At 73.3% G+C, this 20,953-nt stretch carries 20 protein-coding genes; 10 read left to right on the plus strand and 10 right to left on the minus strand.

Annotation, left to right across the window (positions count from 1 at the left end; genetic code table 11):
* Window positions 1–45 precede the first annotated feature (45 nt).
* The 5 genes from ACIQUQ_RS24745 to ACIQUQ_RS24765 all read right to left on the minus strand — a co-directional run bounded on the left by ACIQUQ_RS24745 (window position 46) and on the right by ACIQUQ_RS24765 (window position 6,216).
* A complete protein-coding gene (locus tag ACIQUQ_RS24745; protein WP_403979577.1) occupies window positions 46–1,149 on the minus strand; it encodes an ABC transporter ATP-binding protein in 1,104 nt (367 codons plus the stop codon).
* A complete protein-coding gene (locus ACIQUQ_RS24750) occupies window positions 1,146–2,234 on the minus strand; it encodes an ABC transporter ATP-binding protein (RefSeq protein WP_403979580.1) in 1,089 nt (362 codons plus the stop codon). Before ACIQUQ_RS24750 ends, ACIQUQ_RS24745 begins: the two co-directional genes overlap by 4 nt.
* A gap of 11 nt (window positions 2,235–2,245) precedes the next feature.
* On the minus strand, window positions 2,246–3,223 hold the full coding sequence (locus ACIQUQ_RS24755; RefSeq protein WP_403979583.1) for an ABC transporter permease: 978 nt from the start codon (window positions 3,221–3,223) through the stop codon (window positions 2,246–2,248).
* A 105-nt stretch (window positions 3,224–3,328) separates the two neighbouring features.
* A complete protein-coding gene (locus tag ACIQUQ_RS24760; protein ID WP_403979586.1) occupies window positions 3,329–5,161 on the minus strand; it encodes an ABC transporter substrate-binding protein in 1,833 nt (610 codons plus the stop codon).
* Window positions 5,162–5,184: 23 nt separating this feature from the next.
* Window positions 5,185–6,216 (minus strand): ABC transporter permease, encoded by a 1,032-nt coding sequence (locus tag ACIQUQ_RS24765; protein WP_403979589.1) that lies wholly within the window; start codon window positions 6,214–6,216, stop codon window positions 5,185–5,187.
* Between the two features lie 543 nt (window positions 6,217–6,759).
* On the opposite strand from ACIQUQ_RS24765, the gene ACIQUQ_RS24770 reads away from it, so the two are divergent.
* From ACIQUQ_RS24770 to ACIQUQ_RS24800, 7 genes are all read left to right on the plus strand, one after another.
* Complete coding sequence (locus ACIQUQ_RS24770) at window positions 6,760–6,954, plus strand: hypothetical protein (RefSeq protein WP_399944978.1); 195 nt, start codon at window positions 6,760–6,762, stop codon at window positions 6,952–6,954.
* A 24-nt stretch (window positions 6,955–6,978) separates the two neighbouring features.
* Complete coding sequence (mshB, locus tag ACIQUQ_RS24775) at window positions 6,979–7,872, plus strand: N-acetyl-1-D-myo-inositol-2-amino-2-deoxy-alpha-D-glucopyranoside deacetylase (RefSeq protein ID WP_403979592.1); 894 nt, start codon at window positions 6,979–6,981, stop codon at window positions 7,870–7,872.
* A gap of 5 nt (window positions 7,873–7,877) precedes the next feature.
* Window positions 7,878–8,243 carry a DUF6113 family protein gene (locus ACIQUQ_RS24780; protein ID WP_403979657.1) on the plus strand — a complete coding sequence of 122 codons (366 nt, stop codon included), beginning with the start codon at window positions 7,878–7,880 and terminating at the stop codon, window positions 8,241–8,243.
* Between the two features lie 335 nt (window positions 8,244–8,578).
* A complete protein-coding gene (locus ACIQUQ_RS24785) occupies window positions 8,579–10,786 on the plus strand; it encodes a peptidoglycan binding domain-containing protein (protein ID WP_403979595.1) in 2,208 nt (735 codons plus the stop codon).
* Between the two features lie 325 nt (window positions 10,787–11,111).
* Window positions 11,112–11,237 (plus strand): hypothetical protein, encoded by a 126-nt coding sequence (locus tag ACIQUQ_RS24790; RefSeq protein ID WP_403979598.1) that lies wholly within the window; start codon window positions 11,112–11,114, stop codon window positions 11,235–11,237.
* A 4-nt stretch (window positions 11,238–11,241) separates the two neighbouring features.
* Window positions 11,242–12,453: a sensor histidine kinase gene (locus tag ACIQUQ_RS24795; protein ID WP_403979601.1), complete on the plus strand. Its 1,212-nt coding sequence runs from the start codon at window positions 11,242–11,244 to the stop codon at window positions 12,451–12,453.
* Window positions 12,450–13,067 (plus strand): response regulator, encoded by a 618-nt coding sequence (locus tag ACIQUQ_RS24800; protein WP_403979604.1) that lies wholly within the window; start codon window positions 12,450–12,452, stop codon window positions 13,065–13,067. The genes ACIQUQ_RS24795 and ACIQUQ_RS24800 overlap by 4 nt, the downstream gene beginning before the upstream one ends.
* A 52-nt stretch (window positions 13,068–13,119) precedes the next feature.
* Here ACIQUQ_RS24800 and ACIQUQ_RS24805 read toward each other — a convergent pair whose 3' ends face one another.
* Entirely contained in the window at window positions 13,120–13,980 is an 861-nt protein-coding gene (locus ACIQUQ_RS24805; protein ID WP_403979607.1) for an alpha/beta fold hydrolase, read from the minus strand.
* 98 nt (window positions 13,981–14,078) lie between these two features.
* On the opposite strand from ACIQUQ_RS24805, the gene ACIQUQ_RS24810 reads away from it, so the two are divergent.
* Window positions 14,079–14,651, plus strand: coding sequence for a CGNR zinc finger domain-containing protein (locus ACIQUQ_RS24810; protein ID WP_403979610.1), 573 nt, complete (start codon window positions 14,079–14,081; stop codon window positions 14,649–14,651).
* Window positions 14,652–14,729: 78 nt separating this feature from the next.
* Here ACIQUQ_RS24810 and ACIQUQ_RS24815 read toward each other — a convergent pair whose 3' ends face one another.
* Window positions 14,730–15,545 (minus strand): transglutaminase-like domain-containing protein, encoded by an 816-nt coding sequence (locus ACIQUQ_RS24815; RefSeq protein WP_403979613.1) that lies wholly within the window; start codon window positions 15,543–15,545, stop codon window positions 14,730–14,732.
* Entirely contained in the window at window positions 15,542–16,546 is a 1,005-nt protein-coding gene (locus tag ACIQUQ_RS24820) for a GNAT family N-acetyltransferase (protein WP_403979615.1), read from the minus strand. The genes ACIQUQ_RS24815 and ACIQUQ_RS24820 overlap by 4 nt, the downstream gene beginning before the upstream one ends.
* Before the next feature lie 117 nt (window positions 16,547–16,663).
* On the opposite strand from ACIQUQ_RS24820, the gene fdxA reads away from it, so the two are divergent.
* Window positions 16,664–16,993 (plus strand): ferredoxin, encoded by a 330-nt coding sequence (gene fdxA, locus ACIQUQ_RS24825; protein ID WP_399945004.1) that lies wholly within the window; start codon window positions 16,664–16,666, stop codon window positions 16,991–16,993.
* 113 nt (window positions 16,994–17,106) lie between these two features.
* On the plus strand, window positions 17,107–18,213 hold the full coding sequence (gene dapC, locus ACIQUQ_RS24830; protein ID WP_403979618.1) for a succinyldiaminopimelate transaminase: 1,107 nt from the start codon (window positions 17,107–17,109) through the stop codon (window positions 18,211–18,213).
* Window positions 18,214–18,286: 73 nt separating this feature from the next.
* On the opposite strand, the gene ACIQUQ_RS24835 is transcribed toward dapC, so the two are convergent.
* Together ACIQUQ_RS24835 and ACIQUQ_RS24840 are read right to left on the minus strand one after the other, a co-directional pair.
* A complete protein-coding gene (locus ACIQUQ_RS24835) occupies window positions 18,287–18,685 on the minus strand; it encodes an ATP-binding protein (protein ID WP_403979620.1) in 399 nt (132 codons plus the stop codon).
* 138 nt (window positions 18,686–18,823) lie between these two features.
* On the minus strand, window positions 18,824–20,668 hold the full coding sequence (locus ACIQUQ_RS24840) for a DUF4153 domain-containing protein (protein WP_403979622.1): 1,845 nt from the start codon (window positions 20,666–20,668) through the stop codon (window positions 18,824–18,826).
* Window positions 20,669–20,953 lie beyond the last annotated feature (285 nt).

Here is a 20,953-nt window from a genome sequence, read left to right on the forward strand (position 1 = left end):
CTCGCACGGGGGGAAAACGATCTCCACAGGTACGCCGGATTCCGGCTACGGGCCGAGTGCGGGGTCGAGGACGACGTCCTCGGTGCGGGAGGTGGTCGACGGGGCCTCGGGGAAGTGGCAGGCCGTCAGGTGGCCCTCCGCGTTGCCCTCGATCCGCACCAGCGGCGGTTCCTCGGCCGCGCAGCGGTCCTGCGCCTTCCAGCACCGCGTGCGGAACCGGCAGCCGGAGGGCGGCGCGACGGGCGAGGGAACGTCTCCGGCCAGCCGGATCCGCTCGCGGCCCGCGTGCTCCTCCTCGTCGGTCAGCACCGCCTCCGGGACCGCCGACAGCAGCGCGTGGGTGTACGGGTGGCGCGGCCGGGTGTGGATCGAGTCCCGGTCGCCCACCTCGATGATCTTGCCGAGGTACATCACCGCGATGCGCTGCGAGAAGTGCCGTACGACGGCCAGGTCGTGCGCGATGAACAGGAACGCGATGCCCAGCTCCCGCCGGAGGTCCTGGAGCAGGTTGACCACCTGCGCCTGGATCGACACGTCCAGCGCGGAGACCGGCTCGTCGGCCACGATCAGTTTCGGCTCCAGGGCCAGCGCCCGGGCCACGCCGATGCGCTGGCGCTGGCCGCCGGAGAACTCGTGCGGGAAGCGGTTGTAGTGCTCCGGGTTCAGGCCCACCGTCTCCAGCAGCTCGCGGACCCGCCGCTCGCGGCCGCCCGGCGGGTCGATCCGGTTGATCTCCATGGGGCCGCCGATGATCGTGCCCACCGTCTGCCGCGGGTTCAGCGACGAGTACGGGTCCTGGAAGATCATCTGGATCTCGGAGCGGATCGGCGCCAGCTGCCGGCGGCCGGCGTGCGTGATGTCCTGCCCCCGGTACGAGATCGTGCCGCCGGTCGGCTCCAGCAGCCGGGTGAGCAGCCGGCCCGTGGTCGACTTCCCGCAGCCCGACTCGCCGACCAGCCCGAAGGCCTCGCCCGCGTGCACGGTCAAGTCGATGCCGTCCACGGCCTGTACCGCCCCGACCCGCCGCTTGAAGGGGAAACCGCCCATGATCGGGAAGTGCTTGGTGAGCCCGGTCGCGGTCAGCAGCGGTTCGCCGGCGGGCCCGCCGTCCGCGCCGCGCTGCGCGGGCAGGGTCAGTTCTTCGCTCATGACGTGCGGCTCCCGGGGCGGCCCTGGACCAGCCGGGGCCTGATCTGCTCGACGAAGAGGGTCTGCTTCTGTTCCGGCGTCAGGTGGCAGGCGCTGCCGCGCCCTTCCGGCAGCTCGGGCCGTACGTCCGTACAGCGCCCGCCGCCCACCTCCCGCGCGAAGGCGCAGCGCGGGTGGAACGCGCAGCCCGACGGCGGGCTGAGCAGGCTCGGCGGGCTGCCCGGGATGGGGCTCAGCGCGGTCCCGACGTCCGAGCCGAGCCGGGGCATCGAGCCGAGCAGGCCCCAGGTGTACGGGTGCTGGGGCGCCCGGAGCACCTCGCGCACCGCACCGCGCTCGACGGCCCGGCCGCCGTACATCACCAGGATGTCGTCGGCGGTGTTCGCGATGACCCCCAGGTCGTGCGTGATGAAGACGATCGCGGTGCCGAACTCCTGCTGGAGGTCCTTCAGCAGGTCGAGGATCTGCGCCTGCACGGTCACGTCCAGGGCGGTGGTCGGCTCGTCGGCGATCAGCAGGTCCGGGTCGCAGACCAGCGCCATCGCGATCATCGCGCGCTGGCGCATGCCGCCGGAGAACTGGTGCGGGTAGTCCCTGGCCCGGAGCCCGGGGTGCGGGATGCCGACCTTGCCGAGCATCTCCACGGCCCGCGCCCACGCCTCCCGCCGGGAGGCACCGGTGTGCTTCCGGTACGGCTCCGCGATCTGGCGGCCGATCGTGTAGTACGGCGACAGGGCGGTCAGCGCGTCCTGGAAGATCATCGCCATCTTGTTGCCGCGGAGCTTCTCCAGCGTCCGCTCCGGGGCACCGGTCAGCTCCTGCCCGTCGAGGACGATCTCGCCGGCGACCTCGGTGGTCTGCGGGTTGTGCAGGCCCAGCACGGTCAGGTTGGTCACCGACTTGCCGGAGCCGGACTCGCCGACGATGCCGAGGGTCCGGCCGCGCTCCAGCTCGAAGGAGAGCCCGTCGACCGCCTTGACGACGCCGTCCTCCGTCGTGAACCGGACGTACAGGTCGCGCACCGACAGGAAGGGCCCCGGGGCGGCGGGTGCGGCACCGCCCGCTTCCTTGGTCAGGGTCGTCAACGGAGCATCTCCTAGGCCAGCCGCACGCGCGGGTCGATGAACGCGTACAGGGCGTCCACGATGATGTTGAAGAGCAGGATCATGGCGGCGCCGAAGAGCATCACGCCCAGCAGCAGCGGCAGGTCCGAGTCGGTGACGGCGCGCACCGAGAGGTTGCCGATGCCGGTGAGCCCGAAGGTGTACTCGGTGATGATCGCGCCGCCGAGCAGCGAGCCCAGGTCGATGCCGAAGATCGTGACGATCGGCACCAGCGAACCGCGCCAGGCGTAGCGGAAGAAGACGTACCGGCTCGACATGCCCTTGGCGCGGGCGGTCTTCACGTGCTCCTCCTGGAGCTGCTCGACCATCGTGGAGCGCGCCATGCGGGTGTAGTTGCCGGTGAAGATCGTCGACAGGATCACCCAGGGCAGCAGCAGGCCGGTGAACCAGGCGACGGGGTTCTCGGTGAAGTCGGTGTACTTCGGCTGGGGCAGCAGCTCGGTCTGGAAGACGAAGACCGCGAGCGCCATGGGGCCGAGGAAGTAGATCTGCATCGAGCTGAGCACCAGCGAGCCACCGCTGAACACCTTGTCGGCGAGCGTGCCGCGCTTCCAGGCGGAGACCATGCCCGTGCCCAGCCCCACCAGCAGGAAGCAGACCGACGCGCCCACCGTCAGCGACAGCGTGACGGGGAAGCGGTCCAGCAGCAGCTCCCAGACCGGCTCGTTCTTGGAGAACGAGTAGCCGAAGCAGGGGGCGGGACAGGGCCCCAGGTCGAACTCCCGGCCGATGAGAAGACCCTTGAGGAACTCCCAGTACTGCACGGGTACGGGTTTGTCGATGCCCAGGTTCTTGTGGATCACCGCGAGCGCGTCCGGCGTACAGGTCTTGCCGCAGGCGAGCAGGGCCGGGTCGTGCGGGATGGCGAAGAACAGGAAGAACGTGAACACGCTGATCAGCAGCAGGATCACGACGGAGCCGAGGGTACGGCGCAGGAGGAATCGCAGCATGGGTGTGGGCAGCTCTCAGCAGCGGCGGCGGGGCGCCCGGCACCGCCCGCCCGCACGCAGGGGTCGCGTCGCGGGCGGGCGGACCGGAGGGCCGGTCGGTGAGGGTTACTTGACGAAGAGCTTGCGCGGGTCGATGCCGCCGAGGACGTCGTCGTACACGACGCCGCCGATGCCCGAGCCGGCGATCTGGACCTGCTTGTAGTAGCCGGTGGGCACCACGTTGACCACCTCGGTCAGCAGGTACTCGTTGACCTTGTTCCACTCGGTCGCGGCCTTCGCGGCGTCCGTGATGCCGTTGATCCGGTCGATGTCCGCGTTCACCCGCGGGTCGTTGACCTGCGAGTAGTTCTGCGCGCCGTCCTGGATCTGGCGGCCGTCGTACAGCGGCGGGATGACCGTGGACGCGGAGGGCCAGTCGGCGCCCCACGCGGTGTGGAAGATGTCGTACTTGTTGTTCACCTTGCTGACGACGTCGTAGTACGTGTCCTTGGGGATCTCCTGGCGCTGGACGTCGAAGCCGGCCTTCTTCAGGCCCTCCGCCATGCCGTTGGAGTACTGCTGGCCCTCGGGGGTGTTGATGTAGCCGAAGGTCAGCTTCATGCCGGCCTTGCCGGCCTCCTCCAGCAGCTTCTTGGCCTTCTCGGGGTCACCCGCGGGCTTGGCCTTCTTGCCGAACGGGTCGGACTCGCGGTAGCCGCTGACGGTGGGGGAGATCAGGCCGCCGGCGATGGCCATGGCGTCGTCGCCGCCGTAGGCGCGGATGAAGGGGGAGACCGGGAGCGCGTAGGCGATGGCCTTGCGGACCTTGATGTCCTTCAGCTCCGGCTTGCGCAGGTTGATGTTCATCTGGCCCACGTACGGCTGGAAGCCGTCGACCGAACGGGCCTTGAGCCCGGCGTCGGCCCTCACCTTGGCCAGGTTGGTGGCGTCCACCTGGTTGTTGAAGCTCAGCGCGGTCCTGTTCTCGCCGGTGTCGGCGATCAGGCGGCGGCTGGAGTCCTCGTACTGGTGGTTGAAGGTGATGTTGAACTGATCGACGTACGCGTTGCGGATCGGGTCGGTCTTCGGGTCCCAGTTCTCGTTCCGCACGAGCGTCATGGACTTGTCGGCCTTGAATTCCTTGATCCGGTACGGGCCCGAGGTGGCCGGTGCCTTGTCGTAGGCCTTCTGCGTGTCGCCCTTGGCCGAGACCACGCTGTACCCGGACATCGCGAGCGCGTAGGGCAGGTCGCCCTTCGGCTGCTTGAAGTGGAAGACGACGGTCTTGTCGTCCGGGGTGTCCAGAACCGTCGCGGGCAGGTGGGCGCCCTTGTACGGGCCGTCCGGCAGCAGCTTGCGGTACTCGGCGCCCGGCTTGTCGGCCAGCCACTGCTGGATGAAGGTCGGGCCCTCGGTGATCACCTGCGAGAACAGCCGCTCGAAGGTGTGACGGAAGTCCTTGGACGTGATCGGGGTGCCGTCGGCGAACCTGATGCCGTCCTTGAGGGTGTACGTCCACGTCCGGCCGCCGTCGGAAGGCGTGCCGCTGTCGGTGGCGAGGTCACCGACGATGGTGTGGCCCTTGCCGGTCGCGTCGGCCTTGTAGCCGGTCAGACCGCGGTGGATGAGCGACGCGAGGGACTGCTCGTCGGACACGTAGATGTTGCCCGGGTCGAGGTGCGCGTAGCTGTCGCGCTGGAGCACGGAGACGGTCCCGCCGGTCTTCGCGCCCGCGACGGGGGCGGCCGGACCGGTGGACGCGGCCTCGTCGCCGAACTTGATCTGCGCCTGCTGGCGCTGGGCGTTCTCCTTGTCCTTCTTGCCGTCGTTCTTGTCCCCGCCCGCGCCGCCCCCGCCGCAGGCCGTGAGCGCGAGTGCTCCGGCCGCGACCGCCGAGATGGCGGCGTACGCTCTGCGTCCACCCTGAGGAGTCAATGTTTCCACCTGTCCGTCCGTCATCGAGGGGATGTGCCTGGCGGTGATCAGCGCGCGGCCTTGGGATCGAAGGCGTCCCGGACCGAGTCCCCGAGCAGGTTGAACGCCACGATGAAGACGATCATCGCGATGCCGGGGAAGAACATGTACGTCAGATCGACCTCGTAGACGGACGCCGCCTTCGCGAACATCGCGCCCCAGTCCGGGGTGGGCTCCACGACGCCCACGCCCAGGAAGGACAGGCCCGCCTCGGCGGTGACGAAGTTGGGCAGCATGAAGGTGCCCTGGACGAGGATCGGTGTGACGAGGTTCGGCAGGATCTCCTTCCGGATGATCCGCCACGGCGAGGCGCCGCTGACCTTGGCGGCCTCGATGAACTCGCGTTCCCGCAGGGTGAGCGTGGTGCCGCGGAGCAGCCGGGCCAGCCCCATCCAGCCCAGGAACCACTGCACGGCGATCAGCGCGACCACCCGGACGTACGTCGGCGTCTCGTCCTGCGGGTCCACGAAGAGCGAGACGACCACCGGCATCGACGCGATGAAGAACAGCTGCGCGGGAAAGGCCAGCAGGAGGTCGATCAGCCGGCCGATCCAGTAGTCCGTCCGACCTCCGAGGTACCCCGCGGCCACGCCGAGGAGGATGCCGGTCAGGACGGTCGCCAGCGTCACCGCCAGCGAGATCATGAGCGAGGTGCGGATGCCGTAGAGGAGCTTGGTGAAGACGTCGTAGCCGTTGCCCGGTTCCAGGCCGAACCAGAACTCGGAACTCATCCCGCCGTTGGGGCCGATGGGCGTGCCGGCGCTGTCGAACAGCTCCATCCGCTCGTCGGCCCAGACGGTGTACGGGTCCTTGCCGTACAGCTTCGAGATCACCGGCGCGAGCAGCCCGACGGCGAAGAAGAAGAGCACCACGTACGCGGAGACCATCCCCGCCCGGTCGCGGCGGAACCGCCGCCACATCAGCTGTCCGGGTGAACGTCCCGTCAGCTCCTGCGCCTCCGCGGGGTCGATCTTCGCGAGGGGGTCCAGCGGCGGCGGAGTCCCGGAGGAGTCCGCCTCGGCCTGGGAAGGACTGGTCATCGAGTGAAGCCCCCGCGCTCTGAGTGGGAATTGAGCGGAACTCTCTTCAGTGGCGGGGGGCCAGTCAAGGGGGCCGACACGCCGGACAGGGCCGGGCGCCACAACTTGAGCAAAGGGAGTTCCGATCGCCGCCGTACAGTGCTTGACGAGGCGTCAGGCCGTGCTGACATGGGCGATAAATACCCATCAACTTCGTTAACAAGCAGGCAACTTCACTGTCGCAACACCGATATGTGAACGAGGCAGGCTGGACAGCGTACGGCCGTGCGGGTGCCGTCGGCCGGCCGGGAGACCCAGGTCCCCCGGCCGGCCATCCGCACGCCGTCCCGCGCAACCACGCGCCCCCGTCCGGCGGGTGCCATGCGCCCCCTCGTGCACCCGTGCTCCGAAGGATGCGTTCGCACGGAAAGTTATGATCCGTAGCGCACGGTGGGTATGACTCCGCCAAGTGCTGTCCGTCGCGCGCGCCGGCGGGCAGGGTGAGCACGTTGAGAACGCTGACAAGCCGTCCGGGTACGCGAACACATGTGGAGGTGAACCGCCGTGGCACTCTCGATTTCGGCGGTGGTGCTGCTGGCGATCGTCGTCTTCCTGCTGGTCCGCAAAGCGGGCCTGAAGGCGGGACACGCGTTTGTCTGCGTGCTGCTCGGGTTCTACCTCGCCAGCTCTTCCATCGCTCCCACCATCAGCGAACTGACCTCCAACGTGGCGGGCATGATCGGTGGCCTGAAGTTCTAGTCCGGGGCTCGTAGTCTGTCCCCCATGAACGGTCTTCCCGCCCGCCGCCTGCTCCTGGTGCACGCGCACCCGGACGACGAGTCGATCAACAACGGCGCCACCATGGCCAAGTACGCGGCCGAGGGGGCCCACGTCGCCCTGGTCACGTGCACCCTGGGGGAGGAGGGCGAGGTCATCCCGCCCGAGCTCGCCCACCTGGCGGCCGACCGGGACGACACCCTCGGCCGGTACCGGATCGACGAGCTGGCGGCGGCCATGGCCGAACTCGGCGTCACCGACCACGGCTTCCTGGGCGGCCCCGGCCGCTTCCGGGACTCCGGGATGATGGGCGTCCCCCAGAACCACCGCCCCGGCGCCTTCTGGAACACTGAGGTGGACGATGCCGCGCCGTACCTGGTCGAGGTGATCCGCCGGGTCCGTCCGCAGGTCATGGTCACGTACGACCCCAACGGCGGGTACGGGCACCCCGACCACATCCAGGCGCACCGCGTCGCCATGCGAGCCGCCGAACTCGCCGCGGAGAAGGCCTTCCGCCGCGACCTCGGCGAGCCGCACGAGATCCGGAAGATCTACTGGAACCGCATCCCGCGCTCCGTGGTCGAGGAGGGCTTCGAGCGGCTGCACGCGAAGGGCGAGGAATCGCCCTTCCCGGGCATCGCGACCGTCGAGGACGTTCCGGGCGTCGTGGACGACTCGCACATCACCGCCGAGATCGCCGCGGACGCGTACGGATCCGCCAAGGCCGCCGCGATGCGGGCGCACGCCACCCAGATCGCCGTCGACGGCCCGTTCTTCGCCCTCTCCAACGACCTGGCGCAGCCGCTGTTCGTCAAGGAGTACTACGAGTTGGTCAAGGGCGCCCCGGGCGTCCCGGCCGGCGAGCGCGAGCACGACCTCTTCGCGGGGGTGGACGGGTGACCTCGATGCCCGGCCGGATCGCCGCCACCCTCGGTCTGTTCGTCGCCGGTCTGCTGACCGGCCTCGCGGGCGCGCTCGTCGTCGACGCCTGGTTCCCCGGCGGGCTGTTGCTCGCCCTGCTGGGCACGTTCGGCTGTTTCCTCGGCGGGCGGATCGCCACCGGGGGCGTGCTCGGCACCGGTGCCGCGGCCGCCGGCTGGTTCGTCGCCTTCCTGCTGCTGTCCACCCCGCGGCCCGAGGGTGACGCCGTTTTCGTTGCCGGAATCAGCACGTATGTCTACATGCTGGGTGGAATCGTCGCCGCTGTGATCTGCGCCACCCTCCGCCCGCCGGCGGAACGAGCCGTTCCGGCCGCAGGGTCCGGCAGGTGACGTGCCGTTCGGGCCGACGCCGGGACCTCGTCCGGGGGTTGTGAGGACGGCGCCCGTGCGGCCTCGGGGGCGCACGCCGGAACCGGGCTGTCACATGCGGACAGTTGCGTTCCGGCGGTGGCCAGTATGGTGGACGGCGCCGCCGAGCTGCCCGCGCACGGTACGACGGGCGGCGGAGCCAACCGGGAGAACCTGCCTTGAGTCGTGAAACTGACAGTTCGTCCTCCGGGCCCCACGGGCGCGGCGGAGCCGCCTACCCCTCGGGTACGCCGCCGTACGGATCCCGCCAGAATCCGGCCACGGACACCGGGGCGAACGCTCCGGAGGAGCAAACGATGACTTCGAAGCCCACGCCGTCCTCCCTGGAACCGGACGAGCCCAAGACCGAGACCACGCTGACGACCCGGATCCGGATCAACATCCCGGGTTCGCGGCCCATCCCGCCCGTGGTCGTCCGCAAGCCGGTCGCCGCCGAGGACACGGTGGCGGAACCGGAGCCCGCCCCCGCGGCGTCGCAGAACGAGGAGCCGCCCGCGGCCCCGGCCGCGGCGGAGGCGCCCAAGCCGGAGCCGAGCGGCTGGTTCGCCCCGCGCAAGGGTGCGACCCCGCCTCCGGCGTCCCGCCCCGCCCTCCCAGGACCGGGCGCGGCCCCGGCTGCCGGGTCCCCTGCGGGGGGCCCGGACAACGGGGGAGCGGACATGAACGGACAGGGACCGGGCCAGCGTTCCGGCGGACCCCGCGCGGGCCTGCCCCAGCGGCCCGTCGGCCGCGGACCGGGCGCCCCCGGCAGCCCGGCCGCGCGCGGCGCGGGTGCCTTCGGCGCCGGCGCCCCCACGGGTGCCCCGGCCGGTGCCCCGGGTACGCCGCCCCGCGCGCCCGGCAACCGCCCCGGCGGCCCGGCGGCGGGCAACGGCTTCGGCCCCGGCGCGCCCGGCGCGCCCACCGCCCCCGGCGCTCCTGCCGGCAACGGCTTCCGCCCCGGTGCCCCCGCGGCCCCGGCGGCCGGCAACGGCTTCGGCCCGGGCGGTCCCGGCGCACCGGGCGCCCCCGCGGCTCCCGGCGGGCCCGGAGCGGGCGCCCCGGCCGGCGGCCACGGCTTCCCGCCGCCGGCTCCGGGCGCGGGCAGCGCGTACCCGCAGGGCGGCCCCGGCGACGGCGCCCTGCACCGGCCCGCCGGCCCGACGACCGGGCCCGGCCTCGGCACCATGCCGGTCGCGCCCCGCCTGGACGACGACACCAGTGCGTTCACCCCGCAGTGGCCCGGCCCGGACCTCGGCGACGACGCGCCCACCAGCGCACTGCCGGTCGTACCGCCGATGCCGCAGCCCGGTGCGCCCGCCGTCGAGAACCCCGGTTTCGACACCTCGGCCTTCGACGGCCCCGGCATCGACACCTCGGCCTTCGACCGCCCGGCCTACGACGCCCCCGCGTTCCCGCAGGGCCCGGCCGCCGGCCAGGGCCCGGCCGTCCCCGCACCGGGCCGGCCCGGCCCGGGCGGACCCGGTACGGGCGGACCCGGTACGGACAGCCCCGGCCTGAGCAGCCCCGCCGCGGCGCCCCGGCGCCCGGTGCCCAAGCCGAAGAAGGCCGCGGCCGCCCGCAAGGGTGGCTCCAAGCTGGTGCTGGCCTGCTCCGGCGCGGTCGCCCTGCTCGGCGTCGCCTACGGCGCCGGGCTGCTGCTCAACCACTCCGACGTGCCCAAGGGCACCACCGTGCTCGGCGTGGACATCGGCGGCAGCAAGGAGGAGGCGCTCGGCAAGATGCAGCAGGCCTTCGGCGGCCGTGCCACCGCGCCGATCCAGCTCACCGTCGGCGGCCGGCAGGTCGAGCTCAAGCCGGAGAAGGCCGGGCTCAGCCTCGACAGCCAGACCACCGTCCGCAACGCCGAGGGCAGCGACTACAACCCGCTCTCCGTGATCGGCTCGCTGTTCGGCAACGAGCGCGCCGCCGACCCGGTGGTCCACGTCGACGAGGAGAAGCTCCAGGTCGCCCTGGAGGACCTCGCGGGCGGCTCCGGCTCCGTGGTCGAGGGCACCATCAAGTTCGAGCCCAACAAGGTCACCGCCGTCCCCGGCAAGGCCGGCAACGCCCTCGACGTCGACAAGTCGATGGCCGCCGTCGAGCAGGCGTACCGGAAGCAGCTGGAGACCGGCCGCGCCCCCGCCGTGGACCTCCCGGTCACCAGCAAGGAGCCGGTCATCGACCAGGCCGAACTCGACCGCATGATGAAGGAGTTCGCCGAGCCCGCGATGTCCGGCAAGGTCATCGTCAAGGCCGGCGGCAAGTCGATCCCCTTCGGCCCGGCCCTGTCGCTGCCGAAGATCCTCGGCGTCAAGGCGGTGGACGGCAAGCTCGTCGACACGTACGACCTGGTGGCCCTCAAGGAGCTGTACGGGGACACCTTCGACGGCGTGCTGATCACCCGCGGCACCGGCGAGAAGACCGCGGTCAAGCCGGAGGACGTGGTCGGCGTGCTGCGGCAGGCCCTGCGCGGCAAGACCGCCGCCGAGCGCACCGCCGAGATCGAGCTCGACCCGAGCTGACCCGCGACGCCCCTCCGCGCCAGGAGGGGCCCCGACGGTCCGAGGGCCCCCGCCGGAACACCGGCGGGGGCCCTCGCACGTCCGGACCCGGCCAGCATGTCCCGCGCCGGACTCCGCCCACCGCCCCTCGCCCGACCGCCCCTCGGCCGACCGCCCCTCGCCCGACCGCCCCACGGCCCGCCGCATTGCGCCCACCGCACCCCGCCGACGGCCCCTCGCACCCCGGCCCACCGCACCGTCACGGTCCCGCCCATGACATCCGTCATGCCGGACCCACGACCCGCGACACTGTCGCCGCCACCCCGCCGCGGGCGAGCCTTGGGGCATGACGACGACGACCGTGCAGAGCACCGCCACCGCCCGCCAGGCCTTCCGGGCGACCTTGCGGGAGCGGGCCGAGCAGGGCCGTACGCGGGCGGCGCGGCCCGGCTCTACCGCAAGGACACACTGAGGCCGTGAACACCACCCGCGTACGCACCGTGCCCGGCCCGGAAGCACCGGTCGGGACCGGCACCGGCGAACGGCCCGGCAACCGCCGCCAGACGGTCGTCAAGGTCCTCTGGACCTCGGTCTGGCTCTTCTACCTCGGCGCGCCCGTCACCGACCTGGTCGCCGGCGGGCACAGCACCGGGGTGCGGATCCTCGGCTGCCTGGGCCTGACCGCCTTCGTCGCCTGGTACCTGGTCCTGCTCTTCAGGACCGGCCACCGGGCGAGCACGGCCAGGCTGCTGGCCTCCGTCGGCGTCCTGGCCGCGCAGGCCCTGGTGCTGTCGGTGTGTCTGGGTCGGGAGTGGCTGGTGCTGTTCGTGTACGTGTCCATCGCGTCCGGCGCCGCGCTGCCGGCCCGGGTGGCGCGGTGGACGGTGCCGGGCGCGACCGCGCTGCTCGTCCTGGCCGCCCTCTCCGTGCCGGCGGGCGGGTACTACCTGGCCGGCCTGGTGGTGCCCGCGCTCCTCGGCGGCTTCGCGATGATCGGCGTACGGGAGATGCTGCGCACCACCCTCGAACTGCGGGAGGCGCGGGCCACGGTGGCCCAGCTGGCCGCCAACGAGGAGCGGCTGCGGCTGGCCCGGGACCTGCACGACCTGCTGGGCCACTCCCTCTCGCTGATCACCCTCAAGAGCGAGCTGGCCGGGCGGATGCTGCCGGACCACCCCGGGAAGGCGGCCGCGCAGGTCGCGGACATCGAGAGGGTCAGCAGGCAGGCGCTGGTCGACGTGCGCGAGGCGGTCAGCGGGTACCGGCGGCCGACCCTCCCCGGCGAACTGGCCGGTGCGCGCACCGCCCTGGCCGCCGCGGGCATCGTGGCGGACCTGCCGGTGGGCCCGGAGCTGCCGGTGGACCCGGACCTGCCCGAACTGCCGGAGGAGGCCGAGTCGGCGCTGGCCTGGGCGCTCCGGGAGGCCGTCACGAACGTGGTCCGGCACAGTGGTGCCCGCCGGTGCACGGTGCGGCTGGCCGCCCGCCAGACGCCGGCCGGGCCCGAGCTGGAGCTGTCGGTGGCGGACGACGGGCCGGGCGCGGGTGCCGTCGTACCCGGCAACGGCCTGGCGGGGCTGACGGAGCGGCTGGCCGCCGTGGGCGGGACGCTGTCCGCCGGGCCCTCGGCAGGGGGTTTCACCCTCTCCGCCCGGATCCCCCTCACCCCCCTAGGATCGGGCTCATGACCGCCGCACCCGTCCGAGTCCTCCTCGCGGAGGACCAGTCGATGGTCCGGGAGGCCCTCGCCGCGCTGCTCGGCCTCGAACCCGACGTCGAGGTGGTGGCCCAGGTGGCGCGCGGGGACGAGGTGCTGGCGGCGGCCCGCAGCCACGACGTCAACGTGGCGCTGCTGGACATCGAGATGCCCGGCAAGACCGGCATCGAGGCGGCGCGCGAGCTGCACGAGGCCCTGCCGGCCCTGAAGATCGTGGTGCTGACGACCTTCGGCCGGCCCGGCTACCTGCGCGGCGCCATGGAGGCCGGCGCCTCGGCCTTCCTGGTCAAGGACGCCCCGGCGGCGCAGCTGGCCGACGCGGTGCGCCGGGTGCTGGCGGGGGAGCGGGTCATCGACCCCACGCTGGCGGCCGCGGCCCTGGCGGAGGGCGCCAACCCGCTGACCGGCCGGGAGCGCGAGGTGCTGCGGGCGGCGGCGGACGGGGCGACCAACGCCGAGCTGGCGGCCGCGATGCACCTGTCCCAGGGGACCGTGCGCAACCACCTCTCGACGGCCATCCAGAAGCTGGCCGCCCGCAACCGCGCCGAGGCGGTGCGCCTCGCCCGCGAGAAGGGCTGGCTCTGACCTTCCCGGCCGGCCCCGGCCGCCGGCCTCCGGCCTGATCCGGGGGCCGGGCCTACGCCAGTTCGCGCAGGAAGTCCGCGACCAGCGGGGCGATCTCCGGCAGGCGCTCCTCCAGCGCGAAGTGGCCCGTCTCGAAGAGGTGCAGCCGCGCCTCCGGCAGGTCGCGCAGGTACGCGTGGGCGCCGGGCGGCGTGAAGAACGGGTCGCCGGCGCCCCAGACGACCAGCGCCGGCGGCGCGTACTCGCGCAGCCAGGCCTGCCACTCGGGGTAGCGCGCGACGTTGGAGCGGTAGTCCAGGGCCAGGTCCACCTGGGCGTCCTTGCGGCCCGGGAGCTCCAGGAAGTGCTGGTCGAGGGTCCAGCTGTCGGGGTCGAGGCGGGCCGGGTCGGCGGCGCCCGTCTCGTACTGGAAGCGGGTGCCCTCGGGGGTCAGCAGGCCCCGGATCTGCTCGACGTCGCCCGGGACCTCCCGGCGCAGGGCGATGAACTGCCGTGCGGCGTCGGAGAGTCCGTCCTCGTACGCGTTGCCGTTCTGCACCACCAGACCGGTGATCCACTCGGGGTGGCGGGCGGCGATCCGGAAGCCCACCGGCGCCCCGAAGTCGAAGACGTACAGGGCGAAGCGCTCCAGGCCGAGGGCGGTGACGAAGCCCTCGGTGACGTCGGCGAGCCGCTCGAAGGTGTACGTGAAGCCCGCGGGCGCCTCGGTGCGGCCGAAGCCCGGGTAGTCGGGGGCCACCAGTCGGAACTCGCCGCCCAGGGTCTCCATCAGCCGCCGGTACTGGTGGGAGCCCGAGGGGAAGCCGTGCAGCAGGAGCAGGACGGGGGCGTCGGCCGGGCCGGTCTCGCGGTAGAAGACCCGGACCCCGTCGACCTCGACGTACCGGTGGACGATCTGCGCCGAGCTGCTCATCACATGCCTCCGTAACGGAAAGACCCATTAGGTGCCGGGTGGCTCCCAGCATCGGCGATCACTACTAACGTGTCAACGGGTAGATGTAGCATTAGGGAATGACTGCACCGTTCCCCCTCACCGGCGAACCGCTCGCCCTGGACCTGGTCAACACCCGCGTCCTCGACGGCATGGTGGACCTCCTCGCGACACCGGAATCCCTCACGGCCTGGCTCGGCACCCAGAGCGGCCGTCTCGGGGCCCGCCCCGACGCCGGACCGGCGGAACTCGCCGCCGTCCACGCGGTACGGCACACCGCCGCCCGCCTCATCGGCGCGGCCCGCGCCGGGACCCCCGCCCCGCCCGAGGACCTCGCGGAGCTCAACAGGACCCTCGCGGCCGCCCCCGCCCACCGGCACCTCGGCCAGGACGCCGACGGCGGCTACACGGGCGGCACCCGGCGCCCCGGCACCCCCGCACAGCGCCTCGCGGCCGAACTCGCCGAGGCCGTCGCGGAGCTGCTCCTCGACCCCCGCTTCGAGAAGGTCCGCCAGTGCGAGGGCCACGACTGCGTGCTGCTCTTCCTGCCCGCGCACCCGCGCCGCCGCTGGTGCGTGCCGTCCGTCTGCGGCAACCGGGCACGCGTGGCCCGCTACTACCAGAAGCACAAGGAGCGCGACGAGGAGCGGTGAGAGACGTTCCCCGGCCCCGACGGGTCAGGCGGCCCCGACGGATCGGTCCGCCCCGACGGATCGGTTGGCCCCGACGGCTCAGTTGAGCATCGCCCGCGCCGCGGCCGCCTCGGCGCGGATCCGTTCCGCCGCGGCCTCGTCCACCGTGTCCATCAGCTCGGCGTACCCCTCCAGCTCCGCCGCGCCCCGCAGGAACTCGCCACGCTGCACCAGCAGCTGGGCCCGCTCGTAGCGCAGCCGGGCCGGGTGGGAGGGCAGCAGCAGCGACAGCTCCGTGGCCGCCAGCTGCACGCCGCACTGCTCGGGCCGGGCGCCCGCCCAGGCCCGTACGTTGTTCAGGATCCGCAGCACGATCTCCAGTGGGGGAGCAGGCTCCAGCTGCGCCGGGTCGAGCGGCGCGCCCGTGGCGCTCACCACCAGCAGCTCCGCGTCCGCGCCGGTCAGCGGCCGGCCGCCCGAGTACGGGTCGGCCAGCACGTGCTCCGACGGGTCGCCGAAGCCGACCACGAAGTGCCCCGGCAGGGCGACCCCGTACACCGGCGCCCCGGCCCGCCGGGCGACCTCCATCCAGACCACCGACAGCAGGATCGGCAGCCCGCGCCGGCGCCGCAGCACCTCGTGCAGCAGCGAGGAGTCCAGCCGCTGGTAGTCCACCGGGACGCCCTGGAACCCGTACCGGCCGCCGAGCAGCGCCGCCATCGCGGAGGCCCAGCGCCGGCCGCCGCGCAGCCCGTACGGGAGTTCGCCGGCCAGCCGGTCCAGCTCCATCTCGGCCTCGTCCATGCCCCGCTCGTCCAGTGCGGGGTCCAGCTCCGCCGCCAGCAGCAGGCACAGCCGCGCGAGGTCCGGCCGTTCGGACCGGGCCTCCCGGGCGAACTCCTCGCGGCCGCTCACGGCACGGCCGGGGCGCGGAAGTGGTGGTACGCGTGGTGCGGGGCGAAGCCCAGGCCGTCGTACAGGGCCAGCGCGCCCGCGTTGTCCGTCTCGACCTGGAGCCAGGCGGCCGAGGCGCCCTCCTCCAGCGCCTGCCGCGCCAGCGCCGCCATCACCGCGCCGGCCAGCCCCTCGCGGCGCCGCTCCGGCGCCACCTCCACGGCCATGAACCCGGCCCAGCGCCCGTCCACCACGCACCGGCCGATCGCCACGACGGTGCCGTCCTCCGCCGCTGTCGTCGCGAACCACACCGAGGGCCCGGCCGACAGCACCTTCACCACCTCGGGGGACACCTCGCCGGAGCGCTGGTAGCGGGCCGTCCAGGCCGCGTCCGCGGTACGGGACAGCCGCACCCGGGACACGTCCGCCGCCGCGTCCGCGAGCGGCGCCAGTGCGGCGATCCGCACCTCGGCCGACACCTCGCGCACCCAGCCGCGCCGCTCCAGCTCCACGCAGAGCGCCTCCTGGGTGCCCTCGGCGCCGGTGGCGAGCTGCGCGTACGCCGGAAGTCCCCGTTCCGCGTACCAGGAGGTCACCCGGGCGAGTGCATCGTCGAGCGGCATCCCCGGATCACCGAGCGGCAGCACCGAGTTGGCGCGCCGCGTGAATCCGGCGGCCGCCCGCAGCTCCCAGTCGCCCAGCCGCTCGCTCTCCACCGGCTGCCAGGCCCGGGCGGAGACGGTCGCGAGCTCCTCGAAACCCGCCGCAGGACCGCGCCGGCGCGCCGGGGCAGGGGGCACAATCTTGCCCGCGACCAGCGTCGATTCCGCGATGCGGACGGTTTCCCCGGTCCGCCGTGTGATCAGCAGCACACCGTCGTTCCAGGATGTGAGAACACCGACCGTGTCAGTGAAGGTGCCCGTGCCGTCCCGGTCGGGGTTCAGGCGGCGTACAGAGACGCGTTTACCCACGTCAGCCGGGGTGATACGCACTTCAAACCGTCCACCGGCAGTGATTTCCACAGCTCTGTATGCCCCTCCTGTTCGGATCGTGCCCCGGAACGGAGATACTAGGTGCGGGCATCGACGACGCCGCGCTCCCGCGCGATTTGGACAGCCCTACCGAGGAGGAACGAGAGCGTGACCTACGTCATCGCGGAGCCTTGTGTCGACGTCAAGGACAAGGCCTGTATCGAAGAGTGCCCCGTCGACTGCATCTACGAGGGTTCCCGGTCCCTTTACATCCACCCCGACGAGTGCGTCGACTGCGGTGCCTGTGAGCCGGTCTGCCCCGTCGAGGCGATCTTCTACGAGGACGACACTCCGGAAGAGTGGAAGGACTACTACAAGGCGAACGTCGAGTTCTTCGACGAGCTCGGTTCGCCCGGTGGTGCTTCCAAGCTCGGCCTGATCGAGCGTGACCACCCGTTCATCGCGGCCCTCCCGGCCGACATCAACGCCGGTCACTGAGGTGACATCCCCGGTCCTGTACGGCCCCGCCGTACAGGACCGGCGTGTTTTCCTGCCCCGTACCGCCACTACGAGGCGCTCCGAAGCCCGTACGAGAAAGTGAGCAGCGCACCGTGCCCGCAGTATCGTCCCGCCTCCCCGTCTTCCCTTGGGACAAGCTGGAGCCGTACAAGGCGACCGCAGCGGCCCACGCGGACGGCATCGTCGACCTCTCGGTCGGCACCCCCGTGGACCCGGTTCCCGACCACATCCAGCGGGCGCTGATCGCGGCCGCCGACTCCCCGGGCTATCCCACGGTGTGGGGCACGGCCGAGCTGCGCGACGCGATCGCCGGCTGGGCGGAGCGCCGCCTCGGCGCGGCCTCCGTCGCGCACACCAACGTCCTCCCGGTGGTCGGCTCCAAGGAGCTGGTGGCCTGGCTGCCGACCCAGCTGGGCCTGGGCCCGGGCGACAGGGTCGCGTACCCCCGCCTCGCCTACCCGACGTACGAGGTCGGCGCCCGGCTGTGCGGTGCCGAGCCGGTGGTCTACGACGACCCGACGGAGCTGGACCCGGCCGGGCTGAAGCTGCTGTGGCTGAACTCGCCGTCCAACCCGACGGGCCGCGTGCTGCCCAAGGAGGACCTCGTCCGGATCGTGGCCTGGGCCCGCGAGCACGGCGTGCTGGTCTTCTCCGACGAGTGCTACCTGGAGCTGGGCTGGGAGGCCGACCCGGTCTCCGTCCTGCATCCGGACGTCTGCGGCGGCTCGTTCGACGGCCTCGTCGCCGTCCACTCCCTCTCCAAGCGCTCCAACCTGGCCGGCTACCGCGCCGCGTTCCTGGTCGGCGACGGCGCGGTGCTGGGCGAGCTGCTCCAGATCCGCAAGCACGGCGGCATGATGACCGCCGCCCCCGTGCAGGCCGCCACCGCCGCTGCCCTCGGCGACGACGCGCACGTGGCCGAGCAGCGCGAGCGGTACGCCGCCCGGCGCGCGGCGCTCAAGGGCGCGCTGGAGGCCCACGGCTTCCGGATCGAGCACAGCGAGGCGAGCCTGTACCTCTGGGCCACGCGGGACGAGCCCTGCTGGGACACCGTGGCGTACCTCGCGGAGCTGGGCGTGCTGGTGGCGCCGGGCGACTTCTACGGCACCGCGGGAGCCGACTTCGTCCGGGTGGCGTTCACCGCCACCGACGAGCGGGTGGCCGCCGCCGTGAAGCGGCTGGGCGCGGCCGCCGCGTAACACCCGCGGTCGCGCCGAAGGCCCCGGAGCGCGTGCTCCGGGGCCTTCGGCGTCCCTGGCCGAGGAGGGGGTGTCAGCCGAGGGGGGACGGGACGGGCAGCTGGCCGGTGGCGACACCGCCGACCGGCAGTCCGCCGAGCGAGGGCGGGGCGGCAGGCAGCTTGCCGGTCACGGCATCGGTGGCGGGCAGCTTCCCGGCGACTCCGTCGGCGGCGGGCAGCTTCCCCGCGACTCCGTCGGCCGCGGGCAGCCCGCTCTCGGACGCCTGTCCGGCGGTCTCGCCGAGCAGGGAGGTGGCGCTGCCGGTGAGGCCGCTGGCGGACTCCTCGGCGGTGGCGGTCAGCGAGCCGAGCTGGGGGGCGGTCGTGGCCTCCGCGGCGCTCGCCGCGCCGGCCGCACCGACCACGGGTGCCGCCCCCGCCGCGAGCAGCAGCGCGGTGCGGGCGATCCGGCGGGTCAGGGGGAGGGACATGGTGCTCCTTGAAGCTGGGGGATCGTGCCGTACGCCGTGACAACAGCTCCCGGGGCGGGGTTGGTTGCGGTGACCGCAGGTAAAGGATTGGTAACGCATCGCATTATCGGCTGCGGTGAAAACCGTACGAGCACCTGGTCAGGGCGGTGCCGAACCCTTCCGGCACGGCTCCGGGCCGCCGCCCCCTGAGGGTGACCGCCCGGAAATCCGTACGGCCTGGTAGCCCGTCCCGCGGTCGAAGGAGCGCGGCCGCGCGCAGGACGGGTCGGGGACCGGCGGCCGCTCCCGCAGGATCCGCCGCGCCCGGCGCTCGCCCAGGCTGGTCGCGTACCACGGCACGTCGCCGGAGAGCCTCAGCTCCTCCCGGATCCCGGCCAGCGCGCAGGAGCGCAGCGGCTCCGGCAGCCGGTCCAGGGCCGGTACCGCGTCCGCCGACAGGAACTGCACGTACTCCAGGTCCAGCCGGCCGTCCCGCTCGAACCGGGCCACGTTCCGCTCGGCGACCAGCCCGTCTGGCGACACCAGCCCGAAGGCCAGCACGGACGCCCCCGCGGACGCCGCGACCGCCCGGGGCAGCAGCCGCGCCCCGAACACCCCGGCCGCGGCGATCAGTACGAGCACCACCCCCAGCCAGAGCTCGACGGCCGCCACGGAGAGCCGCAGCCGGGTCAGCCCGTACGCGTCCACGTACAGGTCCATGCGGCGCAGCGCGGAAGCCACCACCACCAGGGTCAGCAGGCACAGCGCCCCCAGCACCGCCCGGACCAGCCGCCGGTCGCCGGGAGTGGACCGGGGCGCCCAGCGCAGGGCGAGGGCGATCACGGCCAGGGTGAGCACGGTGGCCCAGAGCAGTTGCCAGAAACCCTGCCGGGCGTACTCGGCGTAGCTGAGACCGGTGCGCTCCAGGACCTCGGAGTACCCGCCGAACAGCACCGTCAGCTGTACGGCGTTGAAGCCGGCGAAGAGCAGGTCGAGCATGATCAGCGGCAGCGCCCACTCGGCCCGGGAGCGGGCCCTGCCCGGGGTCACGCGGATGCGGTCCCAGCGCATCGGCGCCGCCGCGACCCGGGCGGCGGCGAGCGCGGCGAGCCCGCCCAGGACGAACAGCACCAGCCGCAGCGGGCCGTCCGTGCCGGACAGGTCGGGGGTCATCCGCTCCAGCAGCTCCGCGAACGCGGCGTCGGCGGAGGCGAACAGGGCGCCGAAGAGCACCAGCAGCACCAGCGCCACCCCGGCCGCCTTGAGCAGCGGCAGCAGCCGGGGGTCGCGCCGCCCGGCGCCACGGGCCCGCAGGCCCTCCCAGCCCCAGCGGACGGCACCCGGCGCGGCCGCGAACAGACCGGCCGGACCCAGCAGCACGCCGGGCCACGTGCGGCTGCCGTGCAGCGCGAAGGCGGCCAGCCCGAGGGCGGCCAGCACGGCGAGGGAGGACGGCCACGCGGAGTCCCGCAGCGCGGGCACCACGAGCAGGGCGAGGCAGCCGGCCGCCCAGACCAGGCTCCAGGGCCGGGCCCGCCGCCCGGCGGCCCGGGCGGCGGCGTACGCGGCCACGGCGGCCGGCAGCACGGCGAGGAGCAGCCCGATCCCGACGCCGTCGGCCAGCAGCAGCGCGGCGGCGACCCCGGTACCCGGCACGGCCCACAGGGTCACGGCGGGGACGGGTGCCGCCGGCCCGCTCCGCACGACCGCCTCCCACCCGGGCGCCGCCGCCCGCGCGACCGCCACCCCGGCGGGCGCCTTCCACGGATCCCGGCCCGCGGGCCCGCCCACGGCGCCGGCGGTCCCCGCCCCCTGCGCCGCGGGCCCAGGGACGGGACCCGCCCCCGCCCCCGCCCCTCCGGCCGTACCGGGAACTTCCGCCGCGTTCTCGCTCACGGTCACCCCTCCCCTTCGGTCGCCCCGCGGGCTGTCGGCGGGACGGCGGAGCGGCAGGTTAGGTCCTCCGCGGGCGAACGGCCCCCGCCGTGCCGCCCGTTGTGCCACGACCGTGACATCCGTCCCCGTCCCGGGTTCCGTCCCCGGGCTCCCGCCCCGGGCCCCGGGCCCCGGCCCCGTCCCCGGGCTCCCGCCCCGTCCCCGGGCTCCCGCCCCGTCCCCGGGCTCCGGCCCCGGGCCCCGGCCCCGTGCGGTTCGTTGCCGGGGGCGCGGTGCCGATGTCGGGTGCGGCGTGGCGGGGGTGCGGGCCGTTGCCGCTGCGCGGAGCCGTTTCCCCACCCCGCCCCTTCCCGAACCGGGGCTCCGCCCCGGACCCCGCGCCTCAAACGCCGG

Origin of the sequence: Streptomyces sp. NPDC101118 (assembly GCF_044759445.1) — a bacterium.
In the GTDB taxonomy this organism is placed as follows: domain Bacteria; phylum Actinomycetota; class Actinomycetes; order Streptomycetales; family Streptomycetaceae; genus Streptomyces.